20 protein-coding genes are annotated in these 20,459 nt (G+C 63.4%); 12 read left to right on the top strand and 8 right to left on the bottom strand.

Annotated elements, in window-relative coordinates:
* Positions 1-270: 270 nt before the first annotated feature.
* On the top strand, positions 271-3,300 hold the full coding sequence (locus LMTR21_RS04065; protein WP_065753205.1) for a PAS domain-containing protein: 3,030 nt from the start codon (positions 271-273) through the stop codon (positions 3,298-3,300).
* 6 nt (positions 3,301-3,306) lie between these two features.
* Here the strand turns inward: LMTR21_RS04065 and LMTR21_RS04060 are convergent, their stop codons facing one another.
* A complete protein-coding gene (locus tag LMTR21_RS04060) occupies positions 3,307-4,023 on the bottom strand; it encodes a glutathione S-transferase family protein (protein WP_210250555.1) in 717 nt (238 codons plus the stop codon).
* Between the two features lie 316 nt (positions 4,024-4,339).
* Between LMTR21_RS04060 and LMTR21_RS04055 the strand changes: the two genes are divergently transcribed.
* The 5 genes from LMTR21_RS04055 to LMTR21_RS04035 all read left to right on the top strand — a co-directional run bounded on the left by LMTR21_RS04055 (position 4,340) and on the right by LMTR21_RS04035 (position 10,224).
* A complete protein-coding gene (locus tag LMTR21_RS04055; RefSeq protein WP_065753206.1) occupies positions 4,340-5,308 on the top strand; it encodes a Bug family tripartite tricarboxylate transporter substrate binding protein in 969 nt (322 codons plus the stop codon).
* A complete protein-coding gene (locus tag LMTR21_RS04050) occupies positions 5,305-5,805 on the top strand; it encodes a tripartite tricarboxylate transporter TctB family protein (protein ID WP_065753207.1) in 501 nt (166 codons plus the stop codon). The genes LMTR21_RS04055 and LMTR21_RS04050 overlap by 4 nt, the downstream gene beginning before the upstream one ends.
* Positions 5,805-7,304 carry a tripartite tricarboxylate transporter permease gene (locus tag LMTR21_RS04045; RefSeq protein ID WP_065753208.1) on the top strand — a complete coding sequence of 500 codons (1,500 nt, stop codon included), beginning with the start codon at positions 5,805-5,807 and terminating at the stop codon, positions 7,302-7,304. Before LMTR21_RS04050 ends, LMTR21_RS04045 begins: the two co-directional genes overlap by 1 nt.
* Positions 7,305-7,448: 144 nt before the next feature.
* Positions 7,449-8,474, top strand: a complete 1,026-nt coding sequence (locus tag LMTR21_RS04040; RefSeq protein WP_065753209.1) for a Fe(3+) ABC transporter substrate-binding protein — start codon at positions 7,449-7,451, stop codon at positions 8,472-8,474.
* Between the two features lie 160 nt (positions 8,475-8,634).
* A complete protein-coding gene (locus LMTR21_RS04035) occupies positions 8,635-10,224 on the top strand; it encodes an ABC transporter permease (protein ID WP_065753210.1) in 1,590 nt (529 codons plus the stop codon).
* Between the two features lie 90 nt (positions 10,225-10,314).
* On the opposite strand, the gene LMTR21_RS04030 is transcribed toward LMTR21_RS04035, so the two are convergent.
* From LMTR21_RS04030 to LMTR21_RS04020, 3 genes are all read right to left on the bottom strand, one after another.
* The gene (locus tag LMTR21_RS04030) at positions 10,315-10,974 is read right to left on the bottom strand and encodes a GNAT family N-acetyltransferase (protein ID WP_065753211.1); all 660 of its coding nucleotides are present in this window, start codon (positions 10,972-10,974) and stop codon (positions 10,315-10,317) included.
* A gap of 4 nt (positions 10,975-10,978) precedes the next feature.
* Positions 10,979-11,629, bottom strand: coding sequence for a 3-oxoacid CoA-transferase subunit B (locus tag LMTR21_RS04025; protein WP_057838558.1), 651 nt, complete (start codon positions 11,627-11,629; stop codon positions 10,979-10,981).
* 93 nt (positions 11,630-11,722) lie between these two features.
* On the bottom strand, positions 11,723-12,430 hold the full coding sequence (locus LMTR21_RS04020; RefSeq protein WP_065753212.1) for a CoA transferase subunit A: 708 nt from the start codon (positions 12,428-12,430) through the stop codon (positions 11,723-11,725).
* A 268-nt stretch (positions 12,431-12,698) separates the two neighbouring features.
* On the opposite strand from LMTR21_RS04020, the gene LMTR21_RS04015 reads away from it, so the two are divergent.
* Positions 12,699-14,621 carry an AsmA family protein gene (locus LMTR21_RS04015; RefSeq protein WP_065753271.1) on the top strand — a complete coding sequence of 641 codons (1,923 nt, stop codon included), beginning with the start codon at positions 12,699-12,701 and terminating at the stop codon, positions 14,619-14,621.
* 98 nt (positions 14,622-14,719) lie between these two features.
* Here LMTR21_RS04015 and LMTR21_RS04010 read toward each other — a convergent pair whose 3' ends face one another.
* The 4 genes from LMTR21_RS04010 to LMTR21_RS03995 form a co-directional block, all read right to left on the bottom strand.
* On the bottom strand, positions 14,720-15,028 hold the full coding sequence (locus LMTR21_RS04010) for a transcriptional regulator (RefSeq protein WP_065753213.1): 309 nt from the start codon (positions 15,026-15,028) through the stop codon (positions 14,720-14,722).
* Between the two features lie 17 nt (positions 15,029-15,045).
* Positions 15,046-15,393: a type II toxin-antitoxin system RelE/ParE family toxin gene (locus LMTR21_RS04005; protein WP_430642527.1), complete on the bottom strand. Its 348-nt coding sequence runs from the start codon at positions 15,391-15,393 to the stop codon at positions 15,046-15,048.
* A 103-nt stretch (positions 15,394-15,496) separates the two neighbouring features.
* Complete coding sequence (locus LMTR21_RS04000) at positions 15,497-15,709, bottom strand: hypothetical protein (RefSeq protein WP_141688326.1); 213 nt, start codon at positions 15,707-15,709, stop codon at positions 15,497-15,499.
* Positions 15,699-15,983 (bottom strand): hypothetical protein, encoded by a 285-nt coding sequence (locus LMTR21_RS03995; RefSeq protein WP_141688327.1) that lies wholly within the window; start codon positions 15,981-15,983, stop codon positions 15,699-15,701. The genes LMTR21_RS04000 and LMTR21_RS03995 overlap by 11 nt, the downstream gene beginning before the upstream one ends.
* Before the next feature lie 95 nt (positions 15,984-16,078).
* On the opposite strand from LMTR21_RS03995, the gene LMTR21_RS03990 reads away from it, so the two are divergent.
* The 5 genes from LMTR21_RS03990 to LMTR21_RS03970 all read left to right on the top strand — a co-directional run bounded on the left by LMTR21_RS03990 (position 16,079) and on the right by LMTR21_RS03970 (position 20,433).
* On the top strand, positions 16,079-16,258 hold the full coding sequence (locus tag LMTR21_RS03990) for a DUF3072 domain-containing protein (protein ID WP_246175090.1): 180 nt from the start codon (positions 16,079-16,081) through the stop codon (positions 16,256-16,258).
* A 79-nt stretch (positions 16,259-16,337) separates the two neighbouring features.
* On the top strand, positions 16,338-16,499 hold the full coding sequence (locus LMTR21_RS03985) for a DUF2934 domain-containing protein (protein ID WP_084030623.1): 162 nt from the start codon (positions 16,338-16,340) through the stop codon (positions 16,497-16,499).
* Between the two features lie 618 nt (positions 16,500-17,117).
* A complete protein-coding gene (locus LMTR21_RS03980; protein ID WP_065753217.1) occupies positions 17,118-18,497 on the top strand; it encodes an ABC transporter substrate-binding protein in 1,380 nt (459 codons plus the stop codon).
* A 215-nt stretch (positions 18,498-18,712) separates the two neighbouring features.
* A complete protein-coding gene (locus LMTR21_RS03975) occupies positions 18,713-19,585 on the top strand; it encodes a carbohydrate ABC transporter permease (RefSeq protein ID WP_065753218.1) in 873 nt (290 codons plus the stop codon).
* Complete coding sequence (locus LMTR21_RS03970) at positions 19,582-20,433, top strand: carbohydrate ABC transporter permease (protein WP_065753219.1); 852 nt, start codon at positions 19,582-19,584, stop codon at positions 20,431-20,433. Before LMTR21_RS03975 ends, LMTR21_RS03970 begins: the two co-directional genes overlap by 4 nt.
* Positions 20,434-20,459 lie beyond the last annotated feature (26 nt).

Genomic DNA, 20,459 nt, shown 5'->3' with positions numbered 1-20,459 from the left:
GGATTGCGTGCAGATACCGCCAAGGGGAGCGTTCCGGAAACGGATGCGGCGCCCGGGAGGTTGCCATCGTTGGCACCTCACGGCGGTTTGCAGCTCACCCAACGCGGCGGCCGGCCGAAGGGTTCACCCGGTTAAGGTTATCCATGGGTTAAATTACCCCGGGCGCGCCGGGCCGTGGACCTGCCACCGCCGGCTTGCAATAGTAATGTTCCCTTAACGCTGTCGGCATCGTGGCTGCCGATCCTGACGCCAGGCGGTCATGTACTTGCGATGACGGAAGCGGAATTTCAGTGGCGGGCGCTTGGCGATCCGCGATTGGCAGCCTATGCGGCGAGCCCCCTGCCCGCCTGGTTATGGACCGCCGACGGCAAGCGCATCCTGTGGGCCAATGCGGCCGGCGCGCGCGTGCTCGGCGCCGCCAGTGCCGCGGCGCTTGCCGAAAAAACCTTCGGACCGGCCGACCGGCACCGGCGGCAGGTTGCGCGGCTGGCCGGCCGGTTGCTCGCCAACGGCGCCATCCGGCTGGAACGCCTGCAGGGATTTGGCGCGGCGCTCGGCGGCCTTGCGACCTGCGGCTGTTCGCGGCTCGACCTTCCCAATGGCGGCCACGGCGTTCTGATCGCCGCCGGCAACGTCACCTTGATCGCGCCGCGGCCGGTGCAGGCATACGAGCCGCGCGAGAACGAGATGCAGCCAGAGGGCGCATCGGAACCAACCCCGCAGCCGAGTGCGCCCGCCATGCCCGTCATCGAATTGCCGGTCGCTTCGCAAGCAGTTCCCAACTATGCACAGCCGGCGCGATCGGGCGAAGCGCCCGCCGAGTTTGCCTTGTTCGATGCGCTTGCGGAGCCTGCCGCCGAGGAGCCGCCCGCGGCCGCCCCCATTCCGCGCGCGCCGCAGCCCGCGATCCAGACGCTCGCCGGCCAGCCGGCACCGCAGCCGCGACGCCTGCCGCTACGTTTCACCTGGCAGATGGATCGGGACGCCCGCTTCACGCTCGGCACCGATGAGTTCACCGGCCTGATGGGCCCGCGCACGACAGCCGCCTTCGGCCGGCCATGGCGCGAGATCGCCGAGACCTTCGGATTCGATCCCGCCGGCCGGATGATGCAGGCGTTTGCGACCGGCGCCACCTGGAGCGGCATCACGCTGAATTGGCCGGTGGATGGCGGCGGCACTTTGCCGATCGAATTGTCCGGCCTTCCGATCTTCGACGACGCACGAAATTTCGCCGGCTATCGCGGCTTCGGCGTCTGCCGCGATTTCGACGCGCTGGCACGGCTCGCCGCGCTGCGCCTTTCGGAGCTATCCGGCGAAGGGACGCCGCCGCAAGAAGCGCCCGCCGCGCCAGTTTCAGAACCGGCCGCTGCGGCATCGCCTTCATCCGACGAATTGCCTGAGCCGATTGCTGTCGAGACTTCACATCAAGAAGATCTGGAAACGCCCGTGGAACCTCCCAAGGAATCGTCCAAGGAAACCATGCAGGATACCCCAACCGAAACCGCAGCCGAATTTCCGGCGGATGCCGCGAACGTGCTGCTGTTCCGCGCCCCCGGCGAGGCGAAGGCGCTCGCGCTGACGCCGGTTGAAAACAGCGCCTTCGACGAACTGGCGCGGCAACTGTCGGCACGGCTCGAACCCGAGAACGGCAACGAGGCGGCGGTAGACGTCGCCGGCGAAACTATCTTCGAACCACAGACCGTATCGCCCTTGCGCGAAGCCGCCGGCGAGACGCCGGAATGGCTGGCACAGCCGGAGCCACCCGCGTATGGCGAGGCCGCGCGCGACAAGGCGCTGCTCGATCTCCTGCCGGTCGGCATCCTGATCTACCGGCTCGACCGGCTGCTCTATGCCAATCCCGCTTTCCTGACGCAGATGGGCTATCCGAACCTGCATGCGCTGGAGGAAGCCGGTGGCCTCGACGCGCTCTATGTCGAACCCGGTGCGTCGAATACATCCTCGACATCGGACACCGGCAGGCCGGTGACCATCTCCGCCAGCGTGCCGGCGGACGCGGATGCGCCGTCATCGGCCGCCGAGGCCCGCCTCCACACGATTTCATGGGACGGCGATTCCGCCCTCGCTTTGATCTTCTCGGGCACCCGCCACGAAGCCGCGGCAGTCGCCGCCGCCATTTCGCAGGCCGAGCCGGCAGCTGAGCCTGACGTGTCCGAGCCCTCGGCCGTCGGTCACGCCAATGCCGAAGAACTCGCCGCCATCCTCGACACGACAGCCGAAGGCATCGTGATGTTCGACGCCGAAGGCAACATCAACGCGGTCAACCGCAGCGCCGAAGCGCTGTTCGGCCGTGACGGCGACGAACTCGCGCAGCACAATCTCGCCGACCTCTTTGCGCCGGAAAGCCGGCACGGCGTGTTCGAATATCTCGCCGCCATCAAGGCCTCCGGCGTCGAAAGCCTGCTCGATCAGGGACGCGAGGTGCTGGGCCGCGAAAGCAAGGGCGGCATCATTCCGTTGTCGATGACCATGGGCCGGACCCGCGCCGACGGCCCGAATTTCTTCGCGGTGTTCCGCGACCAGTCGCAAGCCAAGAAGACCGAGAGCGAACTGCGCGAGGCGCGGCGGCTGGCCGAACGCGCGGCCAACGCCAAGGCCGACATACTGGCCCGGATCAGCCACGAGGTGCGCACGCCCCTGAACGCCATCATCGGCTTTTCGGAAGTCATGATCGGCGAGCGCTTCGGCGCGCTCGGCAACGAGCGCTACCTCGAATACATGAAGGACATCCGCGCCTCCGGCGAACGCGTAATCGCAATCGTCAACGACCTGCTCGACCTGTCGCGAATCGAAACCGGCAAACTCGATCTCGCCTTCACCAACCAGAACCTCAACGAACTGGTCGAGAGCTGCGTCGCCGTGATGCAGCCACAGGCCAACCGCGAGCGCATCATCATCCGCACCTCGCTGGCGCATACGCTGCCGCCCGTGATCGCGGACGCACGCGCGCTGCGCCAGATCACGCTGAACCTGATCGGCAACTCGATCCATCTCGCCAATGCCGGCGGCCAGGTCATCGTCTCCACCGCGCTGTCCGATTTCGGCGAGGTGATGCTGCGGATCCGCGATACCGGCCACGGCCTCAACGACAACGAGGTTGCCGCCGCGCTCCAGCCGTTCCGCACCTCGGCGCCGTCGGATCGGGCCGAGAGTTCGGCCGTCAGCCTGTCGTTGACCAAGGCCCTCGTCGAAGCCAACCGCGCCAAATTCCAGATCAAGACCGGTGGCCGCTCCGGCACGCTGATCGAGATCGTATTTCCGCACGCGGTCGCGCGCGCGTAGCGGCGATCACGCGATCGGCGAGAGAAACGCTGGAACGCTGCGGCCATCGCTGCGCAGATAATCGGCCATCGGTTTGACGACCTTGATGACGGCCGCTCTCGCCGTCATGCGCTGCCGCCATTGCAGAAGATTTGGCGCCTCACCGGTCATGTCGGCCCCCATGCGGGCGCCGAACAGCTGCGCCATATAGAACGCGATATCGGCAAAGGAATATTCGCCGGCGAGAAACTCTCGGTCGCCAAGCGTGCGCTCCATCGTTCGATAAAAGGCGGCGGCGGCCTCGCGCGCGGGCTTGCCGGCGGGATCGTCGGGCGTTTTCCAGAGCGGCATCAGTTTGATGATGTGCGGGAAATAGACTTCGTCCGATTCATGCTCCAGCCGGCGAGCCCGGGCTCGTGCTGCCGGACTTGCGGGCCACAGCGCAGGATGCGGCTTGATGTCTTCGAGATACTCGAAGATCTGGGTGGAATCGAAAATCTCGAGATCGCCGTCGATCAGCACCGGCACCTGCCGCTTTGGATTGATGCGCACGACTTCCGGATGCTTTGGCGCGTAACCCTCCTTCTGGGTGAAGGGCACCATGACCAGCTCGAAGTCGATGTCCTTCTCGTGCGCGGCAATCTGAACCTTGGCGCCGAACATGCTCAAGGCGGCGGAGAACAACCGCATCTTGCGGCCGCTGCTTCGGTCGGCTTCTCGGCCGGATTGAGCATCCTGGTGCATCGATTTCCCTCAATCATCGCTGGCGCGCTCGACCCCGAGGCCCTGGCCACCTTCGTCATCGCGTCCTGCTCAGGCGCCCTAGCCCAGGCCAAGGCCAAGCAAAGCACGGCGCCGCTTCGGACGTGCCGAGCAATTGGCGCTTCACTTCGTTCAAGGCAAGTGCCGAAGGCCAAAAACGCACGCGCTTCAGAGCCCTAGCGAAATCCTTGAGATCCGGCGCGCTCACGCAAACGTCCTTCTGGACAGCGGCGGCTTTTCCGGCTGATATGCGGCGAATTGACACACAGCGGCTCCGCGCGAGCCTGGAGGAAACCCCATGATTCCGTTTCAAACGCGCCTGTTCGGCGCGGTCGTCGCGTTGACGCTTGCAGCTGGCGTGCCTGCCCTCTCGCAGCAGCTCGAGCTCAAGATCATGGCGCCCGCAGCCCCCGGCGGCGGATGGGATCAGACCGCCCGCGCGATGCAGCAGGCGCTGGTCGCCGCCAAAATCGCCCGCAGCATTCAGGTCACCAACGTGGCAGGCGCCGGCGGCAGCGTCGGCATCGCGCAGTTCGTCAACGGCGCCAAGGGCGACGGCAACCAGATGATGGTGAACGGCTTCGTCATGGTCGGCGCGCTCGCCATGAACAAGTCGCCGGTGACGCTCGAACAGGTGACGCCGATCGCGCGCCTCACCGAGGAGATCCAGGTGATCGTGGTGCCGGCGAATTCACCGCTCAAGACGGCGCAGGATCTTGCCGCAGCCGTGAAGGCCGACATTGCCAAGGTGACCTTCGCCGGCGGCTCGGCCGGCGGCGTCGACCATGTGATGGCGGCGCTGTTTGCGGGCACGATCGGGGCCGACGCGAAGAAGATCAACTACATTCCGTTCTCCGGCGGCGGCGAGTCGCTGGCGGCGATTCTCGGCGGCAAGGTCACTGCCGGCATTTCGGGCCTGAGCGAGTACGAAGGCCAGATCAAGTCGGGCAAATTGCGCGCGCTCGGCGTCACCTCGGAGAAGCGCATCGCCGGCGTCGACATTCCGACCTTCAAGGAACAGGGCATTGACCTCGTGATCGCCAACTGGCGCTCGGTGGTCGCGCCTCCCGGCATCACGCCGGAGCAGCGCAAGGTCCTGAGCGAGGCGGTCGAGAAAATGGTCAAATCGGACGCCTGGAAGGACATCCTCAAGCAGAAGGGCTGGGATGACGCCTATCTTTCCGGCGATGCGTTCGCGGACTTCCTGAAGAAGGAAACGGCGCGCGTCACCGACGTGCTGAAATCGGTCGGCCTCGTCAAATCATGACGGACACCCCTTCGAGCGATTTTCCGCAGGGGCCGGCGGGGCGGCGCATCGATCCTGCGGGTCTGGTGGTTGCCGCCGCGCTCGCGGTGCTCGCCGTGGTGCTGGTCTTGGATGCATGGCAACTGCCCGCCACCACGATGTACGGCATGGGCCCTGAGGCGATGCCGATCGTCGTCGCGGTCGGGCTCGGCCTGCTTGCGATCGGCAACCTGATCGACGCGCTGCGCGGCAACCTGCCGCCGCGCGAGAGCGCCGATCCGAAGCCCGTGCTGCTGATCCTGGGCGGACTTGCGCTGCTGATCGCCATCATCGGCCTCGGCGGCGGCTTCATCCTTGCGACATCGGCGCTGTTCGTCACCACTTCGGCGGCGTTCGGACGGCGCGCATTGCTCGCCGATCTCGTCATCGCCCTGGTGATGACCACCCTGATCTATCTCGCCTTCGATCGGCTGCTGACGTTGAGCCTCCCTGCCGGCCCCCTTGAAAGACTGCTGTAATGGAAACCTTCGCCGCCCTCGCGCATGGCATGGCCGTCGCCGTCCAGCCGATGAACCTGCTCTACGCGCTGATCGGCGTGTTCCTCGGCACTGCCGTGGGCGTGCTGCCCGGCATCGGCCCGGCACTCACCGTTGCGTTGCTGCTGCCGGTCACCTACAAGCTCGACCCCGGTGGCTCGCTGATCATGTTCGCCGGCATCTATTACGGCGGCATGTATGGCGGCTCGACCACCGCCATCCTGATCAACACGCCCGGCGAGAGCGCATCGATGGCGACCGCGCTGGAGGGCAACAAGATGGCCAAGGCCGGCCGCGGCGGCCCGGCGCTGGCGACGGCGGCGATCGGTTCGTTCGTCGCGGGCACCATCGCCACCATTGGCCTGGCCTTTCTCGCGCCGCTGCTGGTCGATTTCGCGGTGAAGTTCGGGCCTGAAGATTATTTCGCGCTGATGTGCGTGGCCTTCGTGACGGTATCGGCGACCTTCGGCGATTCGCCGATCCGCGGGCTGACCAGCCTGTTCATCGGATTGACGCTTGGCCTGATCGGCATCGACAAGCTCACGGGACAGGCGCGGCTTGCGTTCGGCATCCCCGAACTGCTCGACGGCGTGGAAGTAACGACGCTGGCGGTCGGCCTGTTCGCCGTCGGCGAAGCGCTTTACGTCGCCTCCCGCCGCCATCATGCCGAGGAGAAGATCGAGCCGGTGCGCGGCTCGCTATGGATGACGATGGAAGACTGGAAGCGCTCATGGAAGGCGTGGCTGCGCGGGACGATGTTCGGCTTTCCGATCGGCGCGCTGCCGGCCGGCGGCGCGGAGATTCCGACATTCCTGTCCTACTCGACCGAGAGGCGGCTGACGAAACATCCGGAGGAATTCGGCAAGGGCGCGATCGAAGGCGTCGCCGGGCCGGAAGCCGCCAACAACGCCTCCGCCGCCGGCACGCTCGTGCCGCTGCTCACGCTGGGCCTTCCGACCTCGGCCACCGCCGCGATGATGCTGGCTGGCTTTCAGCAATACGGCCTGAACCCGGGGCCGCTGCTGTTCGCCGAGCGGCCCGATCTGGTGTGGGGCCTGATTGCGAGCCTCTTCATCGCCAACGTCATGCTGCTGGTTCTCAACCTGCCACTGGTAGGACTGTGGGTGCGGCTGCTCGCGATCCCGCAGCCGTGGCTGTACGCCGGTATTCTCGTGTTCGCGACCATGGGCACCATCGCCGCAAAACCGTCAGTGGTCGAATTGTCGATGCTGGCGGGTTTTGGCGTACTGGGCTTTCTGATGCGCCGGTACGATTTTCCGATCGCGCCCGTCGTCGTCGGCCTCATCCTCGGCCCGATCGCCGAAAGCCAGTTGCGCCGGGCGCTGGCGATCAGCCTCGGTGATCCCCTGGTGCTGCTGCAAAGTCCGATGTCGGCGACGCTGCTCGGCATTGCGCTGATTGCGCTATTGGCGCCGTTCGTGCTGAAGGGGATGAACCGATTCAAGGCAAACGAGGATTAGTCCCGGGCCACACTTTGGAATCACTCTAAATCAAATACTGGAATCGCTCTAAATGAAGCCGTTCGCGACATCCAGTCGCTGCCGCCATGCTGGCTGCTGCGCTACTGAAACCGGCATCTCCACCAGCTTTGTCGGGCAGCCCTCATGACGAATTTTCGCGCTACCGCAGCAACCGCAGCGTTGCTCTGTTTCACCGCATTCGGAGCCTCGACAGCGTCCGCCGACGGCGAGGTCAACGTCTACACCTATCGTGAAACCAAGCTGATCCAGCCGCTGTTCGATGCCTTCACCAAGGACACCGGCATCAAGGTCAACGTGGTCTCGGCAAGCTCGGGTCTCGAGCAGCGGATGAAGGCCGAGGGCGCCAATAGTCCGGCCGACGTGCTGCTCACGGTCGATCTCGGCCGCCTCGACGACGCCGTACAGGCCGGCGTCACTCAGCCGATCAAGTCGGTGGTGCTCGACGAGATCGTGCCGGCGCAATATCGCGATCCGGATGGACAGTGGGCCGGCATTTCGATGCGCGCGCGCGTGATCTACGCCTCGAAGGACCGCGTCAAGCAGGACAAGATCACCTATGAAGAGCTCGCGGATCCCAAGTGGAAGGGCAAGATCTGCATCCGCTCCGGCCAGCACATCTACAATAACGGCCTGTTCGCGGCCTATGTGGCCAAGCACGGCGAGGCCAAGGCCGAGGAATGGCTGAAGGGCGTGAAGGCCAATCTGGCGCAGAAGCCGTCCGGCGGCGACCGCGAAGCCGCGCGCGACGTCGCGGCCGGCAAGTGCGATATCGGCATCGGCAACACCTATTACTGGGCGCTGATGATGAACAACGACCCCGAGAAGAAGCCGTGGGCGGAAGCCACCAAGGTGATCCTGCCGACGTTCGAGGGCGGCGGCACCCACGTCAATCTCTCCGGCGTCCTTCTCGCCAAGCACGCGCCGAACAAGGCTAACGGCGTCAAGCTGATCGAGTGGCTCGCGGGCGAGAAGGCGCAGAAGATCTACGCCGATGCCAACTACGAATACCCGATCCGCGCCGGCGTCGCCGTCAACCCGACCATTGCGGGCTACGGCAAACTCACCGCCGATCCGACGCCAATCGCCAAGATTGTCGCCAACCGCAAGGCGGCGTCAACGCTGGTCGACAAGGTCGGGTTCGATAATTGATCGCACCAAGTCGCGAAAGCATTTCCTTCAATATGCCCTCTCCCTCCCCGGGAGAGGGCATATTGCTGCATGGGCTTCGGGCTCCTTGCCGATGTGAGCCGGCGTGACCCGGACTACGCACTCGGGCCGGATCGCGGCAGCGATTGCGGTCGGGACCGCCATGCTGGTTGCGGCCCCCGTTATCTCGATCATTGCGTTAGCGATGCAGCCAGCGCCGGACGTCTGGCAGCCCCTCATCGAATACGTGCTGCCGCGGAGCCTGCTCGATACCGCACTATTGCTCGGCGGTGTCGGCATCTTGTCACTCGCCATCGGCACCGGCACGGCGTGGGCGATCTCGCTGCATGAATTTCGCGGCCGCCAGATGCTGCTGTGGCTGGTGCCGCTGCCGCTCGCGATCCCCACCTATCTGGCGGCTTATGTCTATGTCGATTTGTTCGAGCCGCTCGGCCTGATCCACAAGACGCTCGCGCTTTGGCTGCCACTGCAAGACGCGGTGCGCGTGCTTCCCAACCTGCGCTCGCTGCCCGGCGCCATCATCGTGATCGCGCTGGTGCTCTACCCCTACGTCTATCTTTCGGCGCGCACGATGTTCCAGTTTCAGAGCGCGGAGTTCGCCGAAGCTGCGAAGACGCTGGGCGCCGGCCGCTGGACCACCTTCTGGCGCATCTCGCTGCCGATGGCGCGACCGGCCCTCGCCGTCGGCGTCGCGCTGGTCTCGCTGGAAACCCTGAACGACATCGGCGCCAGCGAATATCTCGGCGTCCGTACGCTCACGGTCTCGGTGTTCACCACCTGGCTCAATCGCGGCAGCCTTGCCGGCGCAGCGCAGTTGTCCTGCTTCATGCTGGCGATTGTGGCCGGACTTATCGCGATCGAGCGTTACGGACGACGCAATGTAACGACGGAATTTTCCGCCGAAAGCCCGCGGCTCACGCAACGGACGCCGCTCACCGGCATCAAGGGCGCCTGCGCCTTCGCCACCTGCCTGCTGCCGGTATGCCTCGGATTTCTGGTGCCGCTGTTGTTTCTCGCGCATCAGAGTTTCAAGCGCGGACTGTTCGCGAATTTCGACATGGCGCTGTGGCGCGACGCCTTCAACTCGGTTGCCTTCGCAAGCATTGCCACGCTGACCGCGCTCCTGCTCGGCTTCGCCACCATTCTGGCGTGGCGCTGGCGACCGAACGGGCTGCGCTACGTTGCGATGAACATTGCGCAAACTGGCTACACACTGCCGGGACTGGTGCTGGCGCTGGGCCTGCTCGCGCCGGTGCTCGCCATCGACAATGGCATCAACACGCTCGCCGGGTGGCTCGGACAATCGCTGCCGGGACTGATCATTGTCGGCTCGGGCGCTGCCGTCATCATCGCCTATGTGATCCGGTTTCTGGCGGTGCCGACCGGATTCATCAAGGCGGGATTCGAGCGGATTCCGCGCGACTATGACGACAGCGCACGCGCGGTCGGCGCCGGCCAGACCACGACGATGTGGCTGATCCATCTGCCGCTGCTGCGCCCTGCCATGCTCGGCGCCGTCATCGTGGTGTTCGTGGACTGCCTGAAGGAATTGCCGGCGACGCTGCTGCTGCGGCCGCTCAACGTCGACACGCTGGCGACCTCGATCTACCAGTACGCCAGCCGCGGCAGTTTTGAGGAAGGCGCGCTCGCCGCACTGCTGATCGTCGCCGCCAGCATCGGCCCGGTGGCGTGGCTGACGCGGTTTTCGGATGTGCCGGCCGGACCGGCGTAAGCAGTGCGTAGGGTGGGCAAAGCGCAAGCGTGCCCACCATTGCGTTCCGAGATTGAGGACGGGTGGTGGGCACGCTTCGCTTTGCCCACCCTACGGGATCGCGCGCACAAACCGGCGAAAGCCAGGTGATCCCGTCAATGCCTCGAACGCCGGATCGCGCTTCTCTTCGGCGAACGCAAAGCCCGCTTTCGCATAACATCGCTCGGCCGCCTCGTTGCCGATCAGAAACGATATCGATGCCCGCTCGAAGCCCGCCTGCTTGCCGGCGGCGACTGCGTGGTCGATCAGCGCCTGTACCAGCCCACGACCGCGATATTCCGGCAGCGTCGCGACATGCTCGATCAGCCAGTCGCCGTCGCCGCCCTGCACCCAGCAATTCCTGGTGTAAGCGCTGCGCTGGAAGATCGCCGCGACATCCGATGCGGTCAGCCCGCTCTCGGCCGCCGCCATTTCGATCGCCACCTTCGCTGCAGGGCCGATGCCGGAGGCAGGCAACGCGCACAGCGAGGCCGCCGGCTTTCCTTCGACCTCGGCGATGATGAATTGCGAGACGTGCCACCATGACGGCTGTTTTGCTGTGGCAATCCGTTCGACGAACGCCAGGCATTCCGGCTCACTCCAGCCGAGTGCGATGTCGAACCAGCCGCGCGGCAGCGGGCCGCGCTGCGAGGCCAGGATATTACGGGCAATGAAGCCGGCGTCGTCGTTGCGCGCGGGACGGATCGCAGGTTGCGACCGCCCGGCCGCCATCGCGTCAGGCGTTCTTCAGCGCGACGCGGAACTCGGCTTCGGTCTTGGCCTTGACCTCATCCAGCGTGACGCCGTCGGCGAGCTCGATCAGGGCCATGCCGTCCTTGCCGTGCTTGTCGATGGTGAAGACGGCAAGATCCGTCACCACCATGTCGACCACGCGCTCGCCGGTCAGCGGCAGGTTGCAGGTCTTCAGAAGCTTCGGGCCGTCCTTGGCGGAGTGCTCCATGACCACGACGACGCGCTTGACGCCGGCGACGAGGTCCATTGCGCCGCCCATGCCCTTCACCATCTTGCCGGGGATCATCCAGTTGGCGAGGTCGCCATTCTGCGCCACCTGCATTGCGCCGAGGATCGACAGATCGATATGCCCGCCGCGCACCATGCCGAAGGAATCGGCCGAGGAGAAATAGCTGGTCGACGGCAGTTCGCTCACCGTCTGCTTGCCGGCGTTGATGAGGTCGGCATCTTCCTCGCCTTCATACGGGAACGGACCCATGCCGAGCATGCCGTTCTCGCTCTGCAGGTTCACGTCGATGCCGTCGGGGATGTAGTTCGAGACCAGCGTCGGAATGCCGATGCCGAGGTTGACGTAATAGCCGTCGCGCAACTCTTTCGCGGCACGCGCGGCCATCTGTTCACGGGTCCAGGCCATGGGGAGCTCCTTAAATGCTCGTTAGTTTGCGCATGATCTCCGCGCAAACGCTACGCGTTTGTCGCAGGGAAAACCGGTTTCCACTTTTCCGGATCATGCGCTGGGCCGCGGGCGGGTGTTGCGGAATTCGATCCGCTTCTTGCCGGTGCCGACCTCGATGATGCGTTTGACGAAAATGCCGGGCGTGTGGATGTGGTCGGGATTGAGTTCGCCGGCCGGAACCAGTTGCTCGACCTCGGCCACCGTGATCTTCGCGGCGGTCGCCATCATCGGGTTAAAATTGCGCGCGGTCTTGCGATAGATCAGGTTGCCGGCGGTGTCGCCCTTCCAGGCATGAACGATGGCGAGATCGGCGAACAGCCCACGCTCCATGATGTATTTCTCGCCGTCGAATTCCTTCACTTCCTTGCCTTCGGCGATCAGCGTGCCGACGCCGGTCTTGGTGAAGAAGGCCGGGATACCGGCGCCGCCGGCGCGGATGCGCTCGGCCAGCGTGCCCTGCGGGTTGAATTCGAGTTCCAGTTCGCCTGCGAGGTATTGCTGGGCGAACAGCTTGTTCTCGCCGACATAGGACGAGATCATCTTTTTGATCTGTCGCGTTTCCAGGAGCCTGGAGAGGCCGATGCCGTCGACGCCTGCATTGTTGGAAACGACCGTCAAACCCTTGACGCCGGAATCGCGGATCGCGTCCGACAGGGTTTCGGCAATGCCGCACAGACCGAAACCGCCCGACATGATCATCATGCCGTCCTTGAGAACGCCGTCGAGTGCCGATTTGGCGTCGGGGTAAACCTTGTTCATGGAATATGACCTGATGGAGGGAACGGCTGAAAGCCGGCATTTATCTCCGGATTATTAGGCGAATTCTTCGCGGTGCGTCAATGACGGGTGGATTATGCCGCCGAGTAGCCCAAGGAGCGCCATCTCGGCCTTGAAAGCGTCAAGAAAACCCTTCAAGTTGTGTGGGTTGGCACGGGCATCACCTTTGGCGCCGCCTGCCGTCATCAACATTGACCCTGTAGCATCAAAGCCGAGTTCGGTTTAGCCAGATCCGGATATGTCATTGACGATGGCTCAAGGAATGAAGCGCCTCGGGATGCCGATTGCGGTGCTGTTTTGCGCGGCAGTACTCGCCCTGATCGGAACCTCGTGGTTCCTCAACCGCGACGCGCTGCGCCAGGCGGTCGAGGCGCAGATCCGCGCAGTCACCGGGCTCGATCTGGTCGTGTCAGGCGCGATCGACGTGTCGGTGTTTCCGGGAAGCTACGTCTCCTTTCACAATGTCGGACTGAAGGGCGGCGGCACCACCGACCCTGCGCTGCAGGTCGACGTGCTGACGGCCAACCTGCGCCTGCTGCCTTTGCTGCTGCGCCGGTTCGAGATCGCCGACGTCATGATGTTGCGGCCGCACATCCGCGTCGTCAGGGAAGCCGGCGGCGAGAGCAACTGGACGCCGTTCGTCGAGCGGATCGCGCGCACGATGAGGCCCGGCGCGGAGAATCAGGTGTCGTTCTCCGAAATCAGGATTCAGGACGGTGTGCTGAAATACGAGGACGCCACCAACAACGTCAAGGAACAGCTCGGCGACATCGATCTGTCGCTGGCCTGGCCGTCGATCTCTCGCTCGTTCGCGGCGACCGGGCAATTCGACTTTCGCGGCGAACGCGTCGACGGCTCGATCTCGGCCAGCGACTTCGTCGCGATGCTGTCGGGCGATCGCTCCGGCCTGAAGGCGCGGCTGGTCAGCGCGCCGCTCAAGCTCGGCTTCGACGGCTTTGTCGCCAACCGCACCAGCCTGATGATGGAGGGCACAGTCAGCGTCGACAGCCTGTCGCTGCGCAACGCGCTGCGCTGGATGGGACAGCCGGTGCCCGGCAGCGGCGGCTTCGGCCGTTTCACGCTGAAGGCCCGCGCCAATGTCGTCGGCGCCTCGGTCGCCTTGACCAACGTGAATGTCGAGCTCGACGGCAACGCCGCCGAAGGCGTGATGACGGTCGCCAATAATGGCCGTCAGACGCTGCAAGCGACGCTGGCGGCCGGCAATCTGGATTTCACGCCTTACATCTCGACCGTCCGCCTGCTCGCGAGCGGCGCGCGCGACTGGAACCGGCAATTGTTCGACCTCTCCTCGCTCTCCGCCACCGATCTCGACATGCGGCTGTCGGCGGCGCGGGTGACGGTGGGCCCGACCAAGCTCGGCCGAACCGCGTTCGGCGCCAATTTGCGCGGCGGCGCGCTGGCGCTCTCGATCGGCGAAGCGCAGATGTATGGCGGCATCGCCAAGGGCTCGCTCGGGATCGCGCGCTCCGATGTGGTCGCCGACGTCAAGGCGCAACTCCAGTTCACCGATGTCGATCTGCAGACCTGCGCCAACGAATTGTTCGGCATCACCAAACTGTCCGGCCGCGGCAATCTCGGCCTCTCCCTAACGGCCTCCGGCTCGAGCCCGTTCGGCCTCGCCTCCTCGCTCGACGGCACCGCCACGCTGACCGGCCATGACGGCGCGATCGCGGGCTTCAATGTCGAGCAACTGCTCAAGCGGCTGGAGCGGCGGCCGCTCTCCGGCGGCGGCAATCTGCGCAGCGGCTCGACGCCTTACGACAATCTCAACGTTTCCGTTCGGTTCAATGACGGCATCGCTACCGTCGAGGATCTCCGTGTCGACGGCCCGACGACACGCCTGTCGCTGACCGGCACCGCCTCGGTGCCATCACGCGAATACGACCTCAAGGGGGTCGCCAGCCTGACCTCGGCCGCCGCCGGCGGCGACAAGGGATTCGAGCTGCCCTTCGTCGTGCAGGGCCCGTGGGACGATCCGCTGGTGTTTCCCGATCCGGAAAGCCTGATCCGCCGCTCGCCGGGCGCTGCGCCCTTGCTCGACGCGGTGAAGGATCGCAAGACGCGCGATGCGGTACGCTCGGTGATCGAAAGGTTTACCGGCGGACCACGACAGCCGGCGCCTGAGGCTGCGGAGAGCGCGAAGCAGAACTAATATCTGCGTGAAAACCGTCTCAGCGCGTAGCCCGGATGAGCATGGCGACATCCGGGGCTTATTTTCATTATTCCCGCATGTCGGTGACCTCGCGTTCTCTATGCGACGTGAAGTTTCAAACCCGCACGCTTCTGAAGATAACCGAGAACGCTAAAGAGGTTCTTGGCCTGCGGATTACCGCGCGGACCGAACATCCGGATAAGACTCTTGGGCTGGGTGCCGGTCGCCTCGCCAAGCTCTTCAAATCCGACAGTTGCCTTGATATAATCACGCAGGATCGTTTTGCCGGTTTCGACATCCCCGCTTAACATCGCATCGACGCCTTCACGAAGCAGCGCTTCGGCAAACTTCTTGTCATTCTTGACGCGGGTTTGCACCAGTTCCTTGAAGCTTCCTGTCTTCGCCATCTGTCTCTCCGCACTTCTCAACGCCGCCCACGCTTGCTCAGCTTGTAGTCCCGCCAGTACGCCTTTGCCGCATCGATATCCCGTTGCTGCCGCTTCTTTGTACCTTCCGTGAGCAAGATGACGATGGTGTCGCCGTCTCGCCCGAAATATACGCGATAACCCGGTCCAAAATCGATCTTGTATTCCAGCACGCCCTCTCCAACGCTCTTGGCGTTGGAGAAATTGCCTTGCTCCATGCGGGCAATGGCACGCGCAATCCTGGCGCTTGCCACCGGCTCCAACTCCGCAAACCATTCGGCAAACGGCGCATCGCCGCCAACATCGACATAGTAGCGGATATCAATCGGAGGAGCAGGGTAACACATGTGTTACCCTGCTTCAACCTGCGATATGGATTGATCGGCGTATCGAACTATTTGGATGCGATCTTCGCCACGCCCGCCCTGATCCGCACCTCCGCCAGGGGCTTTATCCACGGCGGGTTGTCTGCGTCTTGGCCGTACCATCTAAGCGGTCCACACATAACTGGCCCCTGTCGATGAAATCTTTCAGCTCCGCTCGCATGCGCGCGAGCAGGAGCTGCGCCCGCGCATTGTCCAGTCCGGAGTGATCGAGCTGACGCATAAGCCGGTCCAGCTCAGCAATCCGCCGGCGCATCATTTCAATCCGATCATCGCTCACGGCGGTCGACCGCCTCGTTCGAAGGCCTTCTGCTGACCGCGCGGACATCCAGCTTCAGCCGCTCATCGACATTGAGCAGGCGTTCTTCGCCGCCGAGCCGATTCCGCTCTCTGATCAGGCCGAGCATGGTGACTCGCATGGACATCAGGTGAACAGCAGCTTCTGAGCAGTCCTCGTCCCGGTTGACCTGTTTGCGGATACTGACCTCCGCGATCAGCATCTCCGTCCGCAAGAGCCTGATTTTCCTGCGAATTTCATTCAACTTGTTGTCCATGGACCACCTCGCTGCGGTTGAGCCTCACAAGAACAAATAAAGAACAAATTTCAAGTTAAGAGTCCGGCCCCGATCAAAGAATCTTGGAGTTTTCGATGCCCCGCCTTCCGGACCAGATCGACGCGCCGATGACGCCGCGCCAATCGACGACGCTCCGGACGCTGAGCGCCGAGGCCTATCAGCCAAAATTGTTCGAGAAGAACCTGACTGCACAGGAAGCCGATCGGCGGATTGCCGCGCTGAAGGCGGAGATCGAACTGGCGAACTCGTTCTGAGCGAGCGGCTGCCGTCCAGGAACCTTGCTCCTCGCTGCGTGCTTATTCCCGAAGGGAAGCCCGGCATAGGAGGACCTGGATGGGCGAGCCGACCGAAAAGGAAATCCAGAACCGCGCCTATCAGATCTGGGAGCGCAACGGCAGGCCCGAAGGCAAAGAGGACGAATTCTGGCGCCTCGCCGAACAGGAACTGCGCAACGAGGACAAGTCGTCGCCCGTCCGCACACCCGATACGCTGTAGCCGGACGCGGGCAGCTTGGCCATCGCGCCTCGGATGAGTAAAGCGACATCCGTGGGCGACGAAATGCCGATCATTGATTAGGCAAGCGGACTGCTGATCATTGTTCGCGAGGAGACATCAGGCTGCCGGCCGATTGCCACCGGGCCGCAACAGCGGCAAACCTTTCGCCGGCCCCGAATGTTTCTCTTTCTCCGCCAGCAACACGGCGGGTCGATAACAAGTAAATGATCAGCCGTCATGGGTGTGCTGCGCCGGCGGTCGACGGCGGACAGCAATTCGAGCGGCCGAAGGCGTCGTACCGATCAACGCTCACCGACCGATAGCAAGGGTCCGGCGTTCCACCACATCCTCAGTTTCGGAAGAAAACGTTGTGAACGACACTTACGCTCTGCGTCGTGGGCTCACGGTATCCATGGACGCAGGATGCTTGGACCCAAAATGATTGAACCATGAAGCCAAAATGGTTGAACCAACGCCCGCACATGCGCGAGCGCTTTGCCGCATTTGCGCCGCGAACATCCCCCTACACAAGTTTGCACCGCGCCATCTGGATCGCGCCACATGGTTGCGCTATCATTATCCAACCGGTTAACAAGCCGGGTTTTCAGGGAGAACAACGTGATATCCAGGAGATCAGTTTCACTCGCGGTCGCTGCGGTCGGGCTGTTTTACGCCACTGCACCCGCGCTCGCCCAGCAGAAGACCATCACGGTCTGGTTCGGCAAGGGCTTTTACAAATCCGAAGACGACGCGCTGCTCGAGGCGATCAAGAAATTCGAGGCCAAGACCGGCATCAAGGTCGAACTGTCGCAATACGCCATTCAGGACATGATCCCGAAGACGGTGGCCGCGCTGGACTCCGGCACCGTGCCCGATGTCGCCTATTCCGACAGCTATGACGTCCAGGCGCAGGGCAAATGGGCGTTCGAAGGCAAGCTGGAAGATCTTTCCGACATCATGACGCCGATGAAGCCGGCGTTCGCGCCGAACACGCTGGAGACGGTCAACCTTTACAACGACGTAGCCAAGAAGCGCGCTTATTACGGCTTCCCGCTGAAACAGCAGAGCATGCACGTGCAGATCTGGCAGGACATGCTGGAGCAGGCCGGCTTCAAGCAGAGCGATATTCCGACCAAGTGGGAGGATTACTGGTCGTTCTGGTGCGACAAGGTGCAGCCCGCAGCGCGCAAGGCAACCGGTCAGCGGGTCTACGCCGTCGGCCAGCCGATGGGTGTGGAATCCACCGACAGCTTCCAGTCGTTCTACACCTTCATGGACGCCCACAACGTCAAGCTGGTCGATGACGAGGGCAAGCTTCTGGTCGACGATCCCAAGGTGCGGGAAAACCTGATCAAGGCGATGAAGGATTATACCGACACCTACATCAAGGGCTGCACGCCGCCTTCCTCCACCACCTGGAAGGATCCGGACAATAACGTCGCCTTCCACAACAAGACGATCGTGATGACGCACAACTTCACGATCTCGATCGCGGCGAAATGGCTCGACGACGCCAACAATCCGGCGCTGACGCCGGAGCAGCGCGCGCTTGGCAAGAAGAACTATGACGAGGTCATTATTACCTCGTCCTTCCCGAACAAGCCGGACGGCACGCCGATCAAGTATCGCTCCGACGTCAAGACCGGACTGATGTTCACCGCCGCCAAGAACAAGGCGGAAGGCAAGGAGTTCATCAAGTTCCTGATGCAGGAAGAGAACCTCCGCCCCTATATCGAGGGCGCGCTCGGCCGCTGGTTCCCGGTGACGACGGCCAGCCAGCAGAGCCCGTTCTGGCAGGCTGACCGGCATCGCAAGGCCGTGTACAACCAGTTCACCGGCGGCACCACGCCGTTCGACTTCACCAAGAACTGGAAGTTCACGATCCTCAACAACGAGAACGTCTGGGCCAAGGCGATGAACCGCGTGGTGAGCGAGAAGGTGCCGGTCGACAAGGCCGTCGACGAACTGATCGCCCGCATCAAGCAGGTCGCTGGTTAAGATAGCTCATGCCGGCCGCCGCGCAGTATGTTGTTCGTCGTCCCTGCGAACGCAGGGACCCATGCGCCGCGGCGGCCGTTTTGAAAAATGCCGGTCGACGACCTTGCGTACCAACAACCGCCTGTGGTTATGGGTCCCTGCGCCCGTGCGCAATTGCGCATTAGGCAGGGACGACGGCGTAACCGCGGCCGGCATCTCGTTTCAAGAGTAAACCTATGGCAATCACGCTTTCGGGCGATCAGGCAATTCCAGGCCCGCCTTTATCGGCCCGGCTGACCACGCCGCAGGTCTGGGGCATCGTGCTGCTCGCGCCCTACATCCTCGTGTTCCTGGCCTTCGTGGTCTATCCCGTCGGCTACGGGCTGTGGCTGGCGCGGCATCCGGCGAGCTATGCCGCGCTCTGGCACGACCCGATTTTTGCGCGCGCTGCCGTCAATACGCTGATCTTCCTCCTGGTCGGCATCAATCTGAAAATGGCGATTGCGCTGTTTTTGTCCGGCTTCTTTGCGCAGCAGCGCACCTGGATCAAATGGCTGTCGGTGCTGTTCATCCTGCCCTGGGCGGTGCCGTCGATCCCGACCATCCTCTCCGTGCGGTTCATGCTCAATCCGGAATGGGGCGTGATCAACCAGATCATCTTCAAGCTCACCGCCGAGGACGGCCCGAACTGGCTGAACGATCCGACCGTGGCGCTCGGCATGGCGATCGGCGTCCATATCTGGAAATCGTTGCCGTTCTGGACGCTGATCCTGATGACCGGACGGCTCGCGATCTCGCATGACCTCTATGAGGCCGCCGAAGTCGACGGCGCGAGCTGGTCGCAGAAATTCCGCTATATTACCTGGCCATCGATGCAGACGCTCTACGTCACCTGCACGCTGCTTTCGATGATCTGGACGCTCGGCGATTTCAACAGCGTCTATCTGCTCACCGGCGGCGGCCCCGCCGACCTCACTCATGTGCTGGCGACGTTGGGTATCCGCTATCTCAGGCTCGATCAGCTCTCACTCGCGATGGCCTCGATCGTCTGCGCGCTGCCGTTCGTGCTGCCGCTGGTCTATTTCATGATGAAACGGTTGTCGCGATGAAGCTGCCAACACTGCACGAAATCGGCACCGAAGCGAAGCTGCTTCTGATCGGCATTCCCGTGCTGATCTGGACCCTGGTGCCGATCTATCACATGTTCCTGTTCGCGATCTCGCCGAAGGAGGACGCGTTTTCGGGCAAGCTGTGGCCGGCGCATCCGACGCTGAACAATTTCAAGATCGTGTTCTACCAGGAGCATTACTTCCTGCGCGATTTCTGGATCCAGTTCTTCAATTCGGTGGTGATCGCGCTTTCAGCGGGCGCGCTGACATTGATGATCGCGACCGCAGCCGCCTTCTCGATCTCGCGGCTGCGCGTGCCCGGCGGCCGCTGGGTGATGAATCTGGCGCTGTTCACCTACTTCATCCCGGCGGCGTTCCTCGCCGTGCCGATGTACCGCACCATGGGCAATTACGGCCTCCTCAACAATCACTGGTCGCTGATTCTGGCGATGGTGACGATCGCCTCTCCCTACGCGATCTGGGTGTTGAAGCAGGCGTCCGACAAGCTGCCGGTCGAACTCGACGAAGCCGCCACCATGGACGGCGCCACCACGCTGCAACTGTTCCGCCTGGTCTACGTGCCGCTGATGATGCCCTCGCTGGTGGCGATCGGCACCTACGCGATCTTGCTGGCCTGGAATGAGTATCTCTACGCGTTCCTGCTGCTCTCCAAGGACACCGAGATCACGCTCCCGGTCGCGCTCGGCAACTTCCTGGCCGCCGACGACTCGCCGTGGGAATTGCTGATGACCACCGGCTTCATCTACGCGCTGCCGCCGGCCGCGATCTATTACGCATTCAAGCGGTATATGGTGGGCGGACTGACTGCGGGCGCGGTAAAGTCTTGACGCAAGGACGGAGAGGTTCGTCCTAC

This window comes from Bradyrhizobium paxllaeri (assembly GCF_001693515.2).
GTDB lineage: Bacteria > Pseudomonadota > Alphaproteobacteria > Rhizobiales > Xanthobacteraceae > Bradyrhizobium > Bradyrhizobium paxllaeri.
Note: the sequence above shows the minus strand (reverse complement) of the source record. Positions and strands in the feature narration are given on the sequence as shown.